The organism is Pseudomonas sp. HD6515, from assembly GCF_024971855.1.
GTDB classification, from domain to species: Bacteria; Pseudomonadota; Gammaproteobacteria; order Pseudomonadales; family Pseudomonadaceae; genus Aquipseudomonas; species Aquipseudomonas alloputida.
The window spans coordinates 3,385,083-3,398,570 of record NZ_CP079827.1; the positions used below are offsets into that span (position 1 = coordinate 3,385,083).

Consider the following 13,488-nt stretch of genomic DNA (forward strand, 5'->3'; position numbering starts at 1 on the left):
TGCCTATCGCTTACATCCACCAAGCCAGCACCACCGGCAACCAGGCAAACGACAGCACCGTAGAACACATCACCAGGTTCGCCACCTGCTCTGGCTCACGGTTGGCCCGCACCGCCATCAGGTAGTTGAACACGGCTACCGGCATCGCCGACTGCACCATCAGCACCGCACGCTCCAGGCTGTCCATACCCAGTACCGCGCCCACTGCCCAGCCCACCGCAGCCCCCAGGCCAATGCGCAAACCGCCCAGCAGCATGCCGCTGCCCACGTGACGCAGGCGAATGCTGGCCAGTGACACCCCCAGGGTCAGCAGCATGAGCGGAATGGTCATGCCGCCCAGCAGGTCTGCGGTGTTGGCCAGCCAACGCGGCAGTTCGAAATCGAGAAAAATGATGGGCATGCCGCCGGCCAGGCTGATGACGATAGGGTTGCGCAGCAACGCCTTGAGCGAAGCCGCCGTGCCGGAGATGGCCATGCCGATGGTGAACTGCACGATCGACAGGGTCAGGAAAAATGCCACGGCCAGGGCCAGGCCATGCTCACCGAAGGCATACAGACTGATCGGCAGGCCCATGTTGCCGGTATTAGGGAACATGAACGCCGGCAGCAGTACCCGCCAGTGCATGCCCGACGCGCGACACACCAGCAAAGCGGCCAAGGCCATCCCCAAGGTGCACAGCAAGCAGGCCACGGCCATGCTGGTAAAGGCATTCGGGTCCAGGTCGGTACGACTGAGGGTGGACAGTACCAGCGAAGGTGTGCCGACGGTCATCACCACCCGGGCGATGAAATCAGTGGGGTAATCCAGGCCCTTGCGGGCCCAGGCAAAACCAATGCCGGCGACGATGAAAACCGGGGCCAGGACTGCGAACAGCGACGCGAACATGGGGGGCCTTCCTTGATGGGGTTCAGCATTATGCCGCACTCAGTGAGAGTACCGGGCCGATCTCACCGCACGCAGGCGCCGCCATCGAAAATGTCTGTGGAAGACATGTTCATGTCGCGCTGAGACTGCGGCGTCTCGTCGCACGCCCAGGCCCCTTGGGCAAAAGCGTCCAAGCCCGTAGAATCCCGCTTCCTTTTCGCCCGTCGCCTTGAACGGTGGCAACCAGTAGCAATGACAGAGTCAGCGCCTGAACACATGAACGCACATGTGAAGTAGGCTCAACCCTCCCCGCCCGGCACATCTCCCATAACGCCCAGCGGTTGAGTCTTGCCCAGGTCGCATCCGTGTCGCCACTCGCCCCTTGCCGGGTCGAGCCGGTGTGCGCGCCGAGAAGGTGCTCATTCCGCTCATCCAACTAGAGGTACGTATGTCTCCGCGTTTGCTGGCCATGGCGCTGGCGCCCCTGCTCGGGCTGTTCATCATTGCCCTGGGCAACGGCTTCATGTCTTCCCTGACCACCCTGCGCCTGGGCGCCGCCGGTGAGTCTGCAACCACCATTGGTATCGTCTCGTCGACCTACTTCATCGGCCTGACCCTCGGCGCCATCTTCAACGACCGGCTGATCCTGCGCATCGGCCACATCCGCGCCTACACCAGCTTCGCCTCGCTGATCGCCGTGACCATCCTGCTGCAAGGGTTGTTCTACGAGGTCACCTGGTGGTCGGTGCTACGCCTGATCAACGGCTGGGCCGCAGTGGGCGTGTTCCTGGTGATCGAAAGCTGGCTGCTGCTGGCCGGCGACGCGAAAATCCGCGGCCGCCTACTGGCGCTGTACATGATCGCCTTCTACGGCGCCGGGGTAATCGCCCAGGCCGGCCTTGGCGAAATCACCCAGCTAGGCGATACCGCCCCGTTCATGCTGGCCGGCGTGCTGGCCGCCCTGTCGGTGTTGCCGATCGTGATCCTGCCGCGGGTGTCGCCGCTGCTGGACCAGGTCGAACCCCTCAAACCCCGCCAGTTGCTGGGCGTGGCACCGTCGGGCCTGGTCGGCTGCTTCGGTTCGGGCGTAGCGATTGCCGGCATCTATGCCCTGCTGCCACTGTACTTGCAGCGCATCGGCCTGGAGGTGGGTGAGGTCGGCAACATGATGGCTTGGGTGATCCTTGGCGCGATGCTGCTGCAATACCCGGTCGGGCGCTGGTCCGACCGCAAGGACCGCCTCGATGTGCTGCTCGCGCTGGCCGCGTTGTGCGTTGTCCTGTCGCTTGTAACGGTGTTCCTGCCATCGGACTCGTTCCTGCTGCCGGCCATGCTGTTCCTGCTGGGTGGTGGCGTGTTCACCCTGTACCCGGTGGCGGTCAGCCATGCGGCCGACCGCGCGCCGTCCGATGCGCTGGTGCCGATGATCCAGGGCCTGCTGCTGATCAACTCGCTTGGCTCGGCCATGGCACCGGTGGCCATTTCGCCGATGATGACCGAGTTTGGCGAGGCTGGGCTGTTCTGGGCGTTTGCCGTGGTCAACCTGGCCATGGTGTGCTTCTTCATGTGGCGCCGCGGCAAGCGCCCGGCGGCAGAGCACCCGGCGCCGTTCACCGCTTCGACCACCTTCTCGCCAACCGGTGCCGAGTTGCGGGTGACCGAAGACCTGATGCATGCGGCGCAGGAGCATCCGCCGCTGGAGCCGGTCGAAACCCCGGCACCCGCACAGCGCTCGGAATCTTGTTGATTGCCACTCGTCGCCCAGAAGGCACCCCGCCAGCCGCTGCCAGCCAAACGAATGACAGATCTTGCACAAAGGAGAAGTCCCATGATCCGCATTCGCCCGCTGTCCCTGTGCCTGGCGCTGGCCCTGACCAGCCTCACCGGCGCTGCCTTCGCCGCCACCGACACCCATACCGACAGCCATCCGCAAACTGACCAGTCCGGCGGCAAGACTGCCGGTGAAGGCAGCAGCGTCAACAGCCCCGGTAGCAGCAAAGGTAACGACAGCAGTGACACCGGCAGCAACGCCGATGCCGCCGACGGTGCCTCTGGCGGCTCCAACAGCACCGGCGAAGCCACCGGCTCTGGTGCCGGAGCCAGCGGAGGCACTGCCGAGGACCAGGACAGCCGCTGAGGCAGACCTGGACTAGACTAAGCCCTTGACGCCCTGCCAAGGATTGACCATGCACCTCAGACACTGGCTGTTCGCTGCGTTGCTGCCCTGCACAGCGTTGGCCGCCGCAGGCGGCCAAGGCGCGATGTCGGTCAGTTCCTCGTCTTTCACCGATGGCGGCGTCATTGCCCTGCAACAGGTCGGCCAGGACCCAGCATGTGGGGCCGGTGAAGAGCGAACCCCGCAACTGAGCTGGGACAACCTGCCCGCAGGTACGCGATCACTGGCCCTGATCATGTTCGACCCGGACGGTGGCAAGGGCGTGGGTGTGGTGCACTGGGTGGCCTACAACATCGATCCCGAACAGGATGGGCTCAAGGAAGGCATGGCGGGGTTGAGCGGGCCCTACGTGACAGTGGGCCGCAACTCCCGTGGCACCCAGAGCTACCGCGGCCCCTGTCCACCCGCCGGCGACAACCCCCATCATTACGCCCTGACCCTGATTGCCACCGACCTGCCCTTGGGTACCTTGCCCGAGGGGCTGGACCGCAGCGGCCTGCTGCAACTGCTGCAAGGCCACGCCCTGGGGGCGCAGAGTCTGGTCGGGCGCTACGGCCATTGAACCAGTCAGTACAAAAATAAATGATCGGCCCTATAGCATTTATCCATTGAATGGCCCGCACGAACTGAAGTAAGCTCGGGCTCATTCACTGGAGAGCAACATGCCGAAACACACCCGCAACCCCGCCAACCACACCGGTCGCAGCCTGCGCCCTGTGCTGGCCGTTGCCGGCTGCGTGGCACCTGCCAGCTATTACTTTGGGTATTGGTTTAGCCACTAGGCGCCGATACCCACCCGGCGCCCACCTTCGAGGGGCCGCCGAACATGAGAATACTCAAACCCCCGGTCGGCTTCCCGACCGGGGGTTTTGCTTTTCAGGCCTTTGACCAACACCGATTCACCTTGAGGACAGATTCATGAACTACGCCACTTATTACTACGCAAACACCTCCGCCTGGCGATTTAGCCAATCCCGTTCGGGCCAGCCTGCCGCCTCCGATCGGTCTTCTACAGGTGGCAATGCAGCAGCCAATACGAATTCAACGATCTGTCGAACACCTCGATAGGGCCGACCATGCGGGCTTGAACCCGCTGTCCGCCCAGGGAAAAACGCCATGCACGCTTCCAGCCTCGCCCTGCCCCTGACCCAGCCGCAAGCGGCCAACACCACTGTCAGCAAACGCCTGCCCAGCCCGCACCTGCTCAAGCAACAGATGCCACTGCCCAGCGAACTGGCCCAGCAAGTCCAGGCCCATCGCCAGGCCATCCGCAACATCCTCGAAGGCCGCGACCCGCGCCTGCTGGTCATCGTCGGCCCCTGCTCGATTCATGACCCGCGCTCGGCCCTGGAATACGCCGACCGCCTGGCCGCCCTTGGCCGCGAAGTCAACGACAAGCTGCTGCTGGTGATGCGCGCCTACGTCGAAAAACCGCGTACTACAGTAGGCTGGAAAGGCCTGGCCTACGACCCGCACCTCGATGGCAGTGACGACATGCACTCGGGTATCGCCTTGTCCCGCGGGCTGATGCTGAACATGATCGAACGCGGCCTGCCAATTGCTACCGAGTTGCTGCAACCGATGGCCGCCGGCTACTTCGACGACCTGTTGGCCTGGGCCGCGATCGGCGCACGCACCACCGAATCGCAAATCCACCGCGAAATGGTCAGTGGCCTGGAGCTGCCGGTCGGCTTCAAGAACGGTACGGACGGCGGCATCGCCATCGCCAGCGACGCCATGCGCAGCGCGGCCCACCCACACCGCCACTTCGGTATGGATGCACAGGGCCACCCGGCGATCATCGAGACCTTGGGCAACCCGGACACACACCTTGTACTGCGTGGCGGCCACAAAGGCCCGAACCACGATGCCAACAGCATCGCCATGGCCCGCCAGGCGTTGGCCAAGGCCGGTCTGCAGGCACGGATCATGGTCGATTGCAGCCACGCCAACAGCGGCAAGGACCCGGCGCGCCAGCCAGCGGTCTTCAATGATGTGCTGGAACAGCGCCTGGCCGGCGACCGTTCGTTGGTCGGCGTCATGATCGAAGGGCACTTGTTCGATGGCTGCCAGGCGCTGGGCAAGGGCACGCTGAAATACGGTGTGTCGATTACCGACGGCTGCCTGGGCTGGGCCTCCACCGAAACCCTGTTGCGTGAGGCGGCACAAAAACTGTAGGCCGAAGGTTGTAAGCCTGGCGAGACATACCCCGGACAAGTGCGCTAGGCTTGCCTTTTTACCCCCAAGGAGCAGTACCCATGGCCCGTGCAACCGCCCGCCACATTCTGGTCAGCAGCGAAGACAAGTGCAACGAACTCAAAGCCCAGATCGAAGCAGGCGCCGACTTCGCTGAAATCGCCAAAGCCAACTCCACCTGCCCGTCCAGCCGTCAGGGCGGTGACCTGGGCTCGTTCGGCCCAGGCCAGATGGTCAAGGAATTCGACACCGTGGTCTTCAGCGCCCCGGTCAACACTGTGCAAGGCCCAGTGAAGACCCAGTTCGGCTACCACCTGCTGGAAGTGACCAGCCGCCAGGACTGATTCACCCCTCCCGGTGATCAGCCCCCCTGTGGGAGCGGGTTTACCCGCGAAGAGGCCAGACCAGACAACCTCGTTGCCTGCTCCGACGCATTCGCGGGTAAAGCCGCTCCCACAAGTATTGTGGGGGCTTGTATTTTCGTGCATGGGCTTTACGGTCCAGGCCGCTCCCACCCACGCCCTCACGGTCTACGGCGAAGCCCCCCGCTACGCCGCCAGCTTCCGGCATTTCGACTATGTAAACCCCGACGCCCCCAAGGGCGGCATCTTGCGCCGTTCGGCCATCGAGATCGGCCAGTTCGACCATATCCTCCCCTACATCGACAAAGGCATCGGTGTCAGCGAAGTCGATGGTCTGTTGTACGCGCCACTGGCGGTACGCTCTTACGATGAACCCTATACCGTTTACGGCCTGATCGCCCGGCGCATGGAGCGCGGCCCCAATGATGAGTGGCTGCGTTTCGACATCGACCCACGCGCCACCTTCGCCGATGGCAGGCCGGTGCGCGCCGAAGACGTGCGTTTCACCTTCGAACTGCTGATGAGCAAGGGCAGCCTGAAGTACCGGACCCAGTTCGCCGACGTGGCCCGCGTGACCGTAGAAAGCCTGCACAGCGTGCGATTCGACTTGAAGCCCGAGCACGGCCGCACCTTGGCGCTGGACCTCGCCAGCCTGCCGGTAATGCCCGAGCACGACTGGCAGCAGCGCGATTTTGCCAACGGTGCCGGCTTCGACAAGCCGGTTGGCAGCGGGCCATACCGCATCGGGCGCATCGACAACGGCCGCAGCATCACCTTCGAACGCGACCCGACATGGTGGGCGCGTGACCTGCCGGCCAGCCGTGGCCGCTACAATTTCGACAAGCTGCGCATCGAGTACTTCGGCGACACCGAAGTGGCGCGCCAGGTACTCAAAGGCGGTGGCTACGACTACAACCGTGAGTTCTCCGCCACGGCCTACACCTTGGGCTACAACGGTGCGCAACTGGACGACGGCCGCCTGCAGCGCGCCCACCTGGGCCCGGCCAAACCGCAAGTGGCTCAGGGTTTTGTGTTCAACCTCGACCAGCCGCAGTTCAAGGACCGCCGTGTGCGGCAGGCGCTGGGTATGTTATGGGACTTCGAGTGGAGCAACCGGCAGATGATGCGCAACCTGTACATCCGCCAGCAAAGCGTGTTCTCCAATACGCCGTTGGCCGCTCGCCAGTTGCCGGATGCGGGTGAGTTGAAGCTGCTCGCCCCCTTGCGCGGCCAAGTGCCAGATGAAGTGTTCACCACGGTGTTCACTGCCCCGGTCACCGACGGCTCGGGGATCATCCGTCAACAGCAGTTGCAGGCCCTGGCCCTGCTCGAACAAGCTGGCTGGCACCCCGAAGGCGACCGCCTGGTCAATAGCCAGGGCACGCCGCTGGCGTTCACGTTCCTCAATGGCCAGGCGGGCCTTGAACGCCTGCTGCTGCCGTGGAAGCGCAACCTGGCCCAGATCGGCGTGAGCCTGAACATCCGCAATGTCGACTCGGCCCAGTACGTCAACCGGCTGATGGCGCGCGATTACGACATGATCGTCACCGGCTACCCGGTCACCCTGTCGCCGGGCGCCGAGTTGTACAACTACTTTGGCTCGGCGGCCGCTCACGACCCCGGCTCGAACAACCTGATGGTTTTGCAGGACCCGGCCGTAGACCACCTGATCGACGGCCTGGTCCGCGCCGACACCCAGGCCGACATGCTGCGCCACGCCCATGCCCTGGACCGCGTGCTGCAATGGAATTATTACTGGATCCCCAACTACTACCCGCCGGGCAGCTCCACCGCCTGGTGGAACCGCTTCGGCCTGCCCAAGGTCCAGGCCACCTATGACGAGGGCCTGGACACCTGGTGGGAGGTCAGCCCTACCCCGCTGACCAACGCGCAGATGGCCGAACACCGGAAGGCCTCGCCATGACCGCTTATACCCTGCGCCGTCTGTTGCTGATCATCCCGACGCTGCTGGCAATCCTGCTGGTCAATTTCGCCATCGTCCAGGCCGCGCCGGGTGGGCCGGTGGAGCAAGCCGTGGCGCGCCTGCAGGGCATCGGTGGCGGCGCCCCCGGCGCGCGAACTGAAGTGGTCCATGGCGAATCCCGGGCCACACGCGGCCTGGACCCGAAACTGATCGAAGAGATCAAGCGCCAGTATGGCTTCGACAAGTCCGCCCCCGAGCGGCTTTGGTTGATGCTCGGCCAATATGCCCGGCTGGACTTTGGCAACAGCTTCTTCCGCGGCGCCAAAGTCACCGACCTGATTCTCGACAAGTTGCCGGTCACCCTGTCGCTGGGCTTCTGGGCCACGCTGATCACCTACCTGGTGTCGATTCCGCTGGGCATCCGCAAGGCGATGCGCCACGGCAGCCGCTTCGATGCCTGGAGCAGCGCGTTGATCGTGATCGGTTACGCCCTGCCTTCGTTCCTGTTCGCGCTGCTGCTGATCGTCCTGTTTGCCGGCGGCACTTCGCTCAACTGGTTCCCGGTGCGCGGCCTGGTCTCGGACAATTTCGACGAGCTCAGCCTGCTGGGCAAGGTCGCCGACTACTTCTGGCACCTGGTGCTGCCGGTCGCGGCCCTGGTGATCGGTGGGTTCGCCACCCTCACGCTGTTGACCAAGAATGCCTTCCTCGACGAGGTTTCCCGCCAATACGTGGTCACTGCCCGGGCCAAGGGCCTCAGCGAACGCCGCGTGCTGTATGGCCACGTGTTGCGCAACGCCATGCTGCTGGTGGTGGCCGGGCTGCCACAGGCGCTGATCACGGTGTTTTTTGCCGGCTCGTTGCTGATCGAGGTGATCTTCTCGCTCGATGGCCTGGGCCGCATGAGCTATGAGGCGGCGGTGTCGCGGGACTACCCGGTGGTGTTCGGCACGCTGTTCATCTTCACCCTGGCGGGCCTGCTGATTCGCCTGCTCGGTGACCTGTCTTACACGTTGCTCGACCCGCGCATCGACTTCGATACGAGGGCGCACTGATGCTATCGCCCCTGTCGCGCCGTCGCCTGCAACGTTTTCGCCGCCACCGCCTGGGCTGGGTGTCGCTGTGGTTGTTTGCCGGCCTTCTGCTGCTGAGCCTTTGCGCCGAACTGGTGGCCAACGACAAACCACTGCTGCTGGGCTACAAGGGCAACTTGTACGTTCCGGCGCTCAAACGCTATACCGAGCAGCAGTTCGGCGGGCAACTGCCGTTTCAGCCCGACTACCGCAGCGCCTATGTGCGCCAACTGATCGCGGAACAGGGTGGCTGGATGCTGTTCGCACCTATCCCGTTCAGTGCCGACACACCTAATTACGACCTGCAGGTGCCCACCCCCAGCCCGCCCAGTGCCAGCAACTGGCTAGGCACCGACGACCAAGGCCGTGACGTGCTGGCGCGGGTGCTTTATGGCACGCGGGTATCGCTGCTGTTCGCCTTTGCCCTGACCGCGGTCAGTGTGCTCATTGGCGTGGCGGCGGGCGCCCTGCAAGGCTACCACGGCGGCTGGGTCGACCTGTTCGGCCAGCGCTTGCTGGAGGTATGGTCGGGGTTGCCAGTGTTGTATCTGTTGATCATCCTCAGCGGTTTTGTCGAACCGGATTTCTGGTGGCTGCTGGGGATCATGGCGCTGTTCTCCTGGCTGACCCTGGTCGACGTCGTGCGCGCCGAGTTCCTGCGTGGGCGCAACCTGGAGTATGTAAAGGCAGCGCGGGCGTTGGGGTTACCGGACAGTCAGGTAATGTTGCGGCATATCTTGCCCAATGCCATGACTGCCACGCTGACCTATGTGCCGTTCATGCTGACCGGGGCGATCACCACACTGACCGCGCTGGACTTTCTGGGCTTTGGCATGCCAGCGGGCAGCGCCTCGCTGGGCGAGCTGGTGACCCAGGGCAAGCAGCACCTGGAGGCGCCGTGGCTGGGCTTTACCGCGTTCTTTGCGCTGGCGGTGATCCTGTCACTGCTGGTGTTTATCGGGGATGCCTTGCGTGAGGCGTTTGACCCCCGACGATGAGTTTTCAGGCCGGGCCTTTTCGCAGGCTTGTGCCAATACATGATTCAGGATGTTCACCCATGCACGACAGCAACAGCCTCAAGGACTACCCCCAGGTACGGCAACTGGCGATCCGCTCGCTGTTCGAGATCATCGAACAGTCCAGCGAAGGCACGGTGATCGTCGACCGCCAGGCACGCATCGTCTGGATGAACGAACGCTACGCTCGGCGCTTTGGCCTGGCCGACGCTGCCAGTGCCATCGGCCAGCCGTGCGAAACAGTGATCCCCGGCAGCCTGATGCGCGACGTGGTGAGCAATGGCCGCCCCATCCTGCTGGACATGCTCGACACGCCGAACGAGCCGTTGGTGGTCATGCGCCTGCCCATCCACGATGACCAGGGCGCGCTGATCGGCGCCATTGGCTTTGCCCTGTTCGACGAACTGCGCAGCCTGTCGCCGCTGCTCAAGCGCTACGCCAGCATGCAGCAGGAACTGGCCTCGACCCGCTCGCAACTGCGCGCCCGCCAGGCCAAATACAGCTTCGCCCAGTTCGTAGGCAGCAGCGCGCCCAGCCTGGAAGCCAAGCGACGCGCCCGGCGTGGCGCCGGCAGTGATTCGCCCGTGTTGCTGCTGGGCGAAACCGGCACCGGCAAGGAGCTGCTGGCCCACGCCATTCACGCAGCGTCAGCACGGGCACACAAAGCTTTTGTCAGCATCAACAGCGCCGCCATCCCCGAGACGTTGCTGGAAGCCGAATTCTTCGGCACCGCGCCGGGTGCCTTTACCGGCGCTGACCGCAAAGGCCGCAGCGGCAAGCTGCAACTGGCCGAAGGCGGCACGCTGTTCCTCGACGAGATCGGCGACATGCCGCTGGCCCTGCAGAGCAAGCTGCTGCGGGTGCTGCAGGAAAAGGAATACGAACCGGTAGGATCGAACCAGATGCTGCGGAGCGATGTGCGCATCATTGCCGCCACCTCCATCGACCTGCAGGCAGCCATGGCCCGCGGGGCCTTCCGCGCCGACCTGTATTACCGGCTGAATGTGCTGCCGATCGAAGTCCCGCCGTTGCGACAACGGCTTGAGGACCTGCCCGCGCTGTGCGAGGCCATATTGGCTGAGCTGGGCAGCCAGTACGAGCTGGAAGCTGAAGCGCAGCAACTGCTGGCCAGGCATGCGTGGCCGGGGAACATTCGCGAGCTGCGCAATGTGCTGGAGCGCGCGACCCTGCTGGCGGATCAGCCCCGGTTGGGGGTGGCGGACCTGCGTGCGGCATTGGGGCCATTGAGCCCGCTGGCTGAAGCGCCCGTCCGGCAGCGCTACCGTGACGCGTGCGAGGCCTTTGAACGCGGCCTGATTGCCGGGGCGCTGGCCGAACAGGGAGGAAAAGTCCCAGAGGCCGCGGCAGCCTTAGGGCTGGGGCGGTCGACGCTGTACAAGAAGATGGCGGCACTTGGTCTCTGATTGGAGACTTTTGTTTCTGATTTGAGATTGCCGCCAGAGGTGCGCCCTTTATCACAGGCAAGCCAGCGATGGGCTGTAACGCAGCCCCTGGCGTCTCTGAAGGTAGACATAGACTTCTAACAAAACCCTTTAACCCTTACAAATCAGCCAGTTACATAGTTGGCACGATTCCCGCTATCTCCTGTTCAACGATAAAAACAAGACTCACCCAGGAGACCCACCCCGATGACCGTGCTCATCGCACTCGCCGCTTTGGCCTTGCTGATGCTGGCCGCCTACCGCGGTTACAGCGTAATCCTCTTCGCCCCCATCGCCGCCCTCGGCGCTGTGCTGCTCACCGACCCGGCTGCCGTCGCCCCTGCGTTCACGGGGGTGTTCATGGAGAAAATGGTCGGTTTCATCAAACTGTACTTCCCGGTATTCCTGCTGGGCGCGGTGTTCGGCAAGCTGATCGAGCTGTCCGGCTTCTCCCGCTCGATCGTCGCCGCGGCCATCCGCCTGCTCGGCACCCGCCAGGCGATGCTGGTCATCGTACTGGTCTGTGCCCTGCTCACTTACGGCGGTGTTTCGCTGTTCGTGGTGGTGTTCGCGGTGTACCCGTTCGCCGCCGAAATGTTCCGTCAGAGCAACATCCCCAAACGCCTGATCCCGGCCACCATCGCCCTAGGCGCATTCTCGTTCACCATGGACGCCCTGCCCGGCACCCCACAGATCCAGAACATCATCCCCAGCACCTTCTTCAACACCACCGCCTGGGCCGCACCGTGGCTGGGCCTGATCGGCACGCTGTTCGTGTTCCTTACCGGCATGGCCTACCTGCAGCGCCAGCGCAACAAGGCCCTGCGCGCCGGTGAAGGTTATGGCACCGACTTGCGCAACGAACCGGAAACCGCTGCCGACCTGAGCCTGCCCAACCCCTGGCTGGCGCTGTCGCCGCTGATACTGGTGGGGGTGATGAATCTGGTGTTCACCCACTGGATACCACAATGGTACGGCCCCAGTCACAGCCTGCAATTGCCAGGCATGAGTGCACCGGTACAAAGCGACGTGGCCAAGCTGACGGCCATCTGGGCTGTGCAGGCCGCGTTGCTGGTGGGCATCCTGATGGTCCTGGTGTGCGCCTTTGGCGCCATTCGTACACGCCTGGCCGAAGGCACCAAAAGCGCGGTGGGTGGTGCCTTGCTGGCAGCCATGAACACCGCCTCGGAATACGGCTTTGGCGCGGTTATCGCCTCGCTGCCGGGTTTTCTGGTGCTGGCCGATGCCCTGCGCGGCATCCCCAACCCCTTGGTGAACGAAGCCATCACCGTGACCTTGCTGGCCGGCATCACCGGCTCTGCTTCGGGCGGCATGAGCATCGCACTGGCGGCCATGGGCGACACCTTCATTGCCGCCGCCCACGCGGCCGACATCCCGCTGGAAGTGCTACACCGGGTAGCCGCCATGGCCAGCGGCGGCATGGACACCCTGCCGCACAACGGCGCGGTGATCACCTTGCTGGCGGTGACTGGCCTCACCCACCGCGAGGCCTACAAGGACATTTTTGGTATTACCCTGATCAAGACCCTGGCGGTGTTCGTGGTCATCGCCACGTTCTACGCCACTGGCATCGTCTAAGGAGCATGGCATGACCCTTGAAGGCAAAACTGCACTCGTCACCGGTTCCACCAGCGGCATTGGCCTGGGCATCGCCCAGGTATTGGCCCGGGCTGGCGCCAACATCGTGCTCAACGGCTTTGGCGACCCGGGCCCCGCCATGGCGAAAATGGCCCGGCACGGGGTGAAGGTTGTGCATCACCCGGCCGACCTGTCGGATGTGATCCAGATCGAGGCCTTGTTCAACCTGGCCGAACGTGAGTTCGGCGGCGTCGACATCCTGGTCAACAACGCCGGTATCCAGCATGTGGCACCGGTTGAGCAGTTCCCGCCAGAAAGCTGGGACAAGATCATCGCCCTGAACCTGTCGGCCGTATTCCATGGCACACGCCTGGCGCTGCCGGGCATGCGCACGCGCAACTGGGGGCGCATCATCAATATCGCTTCGGTGCATGGCCTGGTCGGCTCGATGGGCAAGGCAGCCTACGTGGCAGCCAAGCATGGTGTGGTCGGCCTGACCAAGGTGGTAGGCCTGGAAACCGCCACCAGTCATGTCACCTGCAATGCCATTTGCCCGGGCTGGGTGCTGACACCGCTGGTGCAAAAGCAGATCGACGATCGTGCGGCCCAGGGTGGCGATCGGCTGCAAGCGCAGCACGATCTGCTGGCAGAAAAACAACCATCGCTGGCCTTCGTCACCCCCGAACACCTCGGTGAGCTGGTACTCTTCCTGTGCAGCGAGGCCGGTAGCCAGGTTCGCGGCGCCGCCTGGAACGTCGATGGTGGCTGGTTGGCCCAGTGACGGGCGGCCTGGGCCTGGCAACGGTCCCGCATTCGTTTATCAGCAAGGAGGCCT

At 63.9% G+C, this 13,488-nt stretch carries 12 protein-coding genes; 11 read left to right on the forward strand and 1 reads right to left on the reverse strand.

The window, feature by feature from the left end; genetic code table 11:
* Positions 1-10: 10 nt before the first annotated feature.
* On the reverse strand, positions 11-886 hold the full coding sequence (locus KW568_RS15595; protein WP_003248329.1) for an AEC family transporter: 876 nt from the start codon (positions 884-886) through the stop codon (positions 11-13).
* Positions 887-1,313: 427 nt separating this feature from the next.
* Here KW568_RS15595 and KW568_RS15600 point away from each other — a divergent pair, with 427 nt between their 5' ends.
* The 11 genes from KW568_RS15600 to hbdH all read left to right on the forward strand — a co-directional run bounded on the left by KW568_RS15600 (position 1,314) and on the right by hbdH (position 13,434).
* The gene (locus KW568_RS15600; protein ID WP_003248327.1) at positions 1,314-2,612 is read left to right on the forward strand and encodes an MFS transporter; all 1,299 of its coding nucleotides are present in this window, start codon (positions 1,314-1,316) and stop codon (positions 2,610-2,612) included.
* Between the two features lie 81 nt (positions 2,613-2,693).
* Positions 2,694-3,002: a hypothetical protein gene (locus KW568_RS15605; protein ID WP_003248325.1), complete on the forward strand. Its 309-nt coding sequence runs from the start codon at positions 2,694-2,696 to the stop codon at positions 3,000-3,002.
* A gap of 49 nt (positions 3,003-3,051) precedes the next feature.
* Positions 3,052-3,603, forward strand: a complete 552-nt coding sequence (locus tag KW568_RS15610; protein WP_003248323.1) for a YbhB/YbcL family Raf kinase inhibitor-like protein — start codon at positions 3,052-3,054, stop codon at positions 3,601-3,603.
* Between the two features lie 554 nt (positions 3,604-4,157).
* Positions 4,158-5,219 carry a 3-deoxy-7-phosphoheptulonate synthase gene (locus KW568_RS15615; RefSeq protein WP_003248320.1) on the forward strand — a complete coding sequence of 354 codons (1,062 nt, stop codon included), beginning with the start codon at positions 4,158-4,160 and terminating at the stop codon, positions 5,217-5,219.
* An 80-nt stretch (positions 5,220-5,299) separates the two neighbouring features.
* Positions 5,300-5,581 (forward strand): peptidylprolyl isomerase, encoded by a 282-nt coding sequence (locus KW568_RS15620; protein WP_003248318.1) that lies wholly within the window; start codon positions 5,300-5,302, stop codon positions 5,579-5,581.
* Positions 5,582-5,723: 142 nt separating this feature from the next.
* Positions 5,724-7,523 carry an extracellular solute-binding protein gene (locus KW568_RS15625; protein ID WP_004576645.1) on the forward strand — a complete coding sequence of 600 codons (1,800 nt, stop codon included), beginning with the start codon at positions 5,724-5,726 and terminating at the stop codon, positions 7,521-7,523.
* Positions 7,520-8,578 carry a microcin C ABC transporter permease YejB gene (locus tag KW568_RS15630; protein ID WP_004576646.1) on the forward strand — a complete coding sequence of 353 codons (1,059 nt, stop codon included), beginning with the start codon at positions 7,520-7,522 and terminating at the stop codon, positions 8,576-8,578. The genes KW568_RS15625 and KW568_RS15630 overlap by 4 nt, the downstream gene beginning before the upstream one ends.
* Entirely contained in the window at positions 8,578-9,594 is a 1,017-nt protein-coding gene (locus tag KW568_RS15635; RefSeq protein ID WP_004576647.1) for an ABC transporter permease, read from the forward strand. Before KW568_RS15630 ends, KW568_RS15635 begins: the two co-directional genes overlap by 1 nt.
* A gap of 59 nt (positions 9,595-9,653) precedes the next feature.
* On the forward strand, positions 9,654-11,036 hold the full coding sequence (locus KW568_RS15640; RefSeq protein ID WP_003248302.1) for a sigma-54-dependent Fis family transcriptional regulator: 1,383 nt from the start codon (positions 9,654-9,656) through the stop codon (positions 11,034-11,036).
* A 225-nt stretch (positions 11,037-11,261) separates the two neighbouring features.
* Positions 11,262-12,653, forward strand: a complete 1,392-nt coding sequence (locus tag KW568_RS15645; RefSeq protein WP_004576648.1) for a GntP family permease — start codon at positions 11,262-11,264, stop codon at positions 12,651-12,653.
* A 10-nt stretch (positions 12,654-12,663) separates the two neighbouring features.
* Positions 12,664-13,434 (forward strand): 3-hydroxybutyrate dehydrogenase, encoded by a 771-nt coding sequence (gene hbdH, locus KW568_RS15650; protein WP_004576649.1) that lies wholly within the window; start codon positions 12,664-12,666, stop codon positions 13,432-13,434.
* Positions 13,435-13,488: the final 54 nt, after the last annotated feature.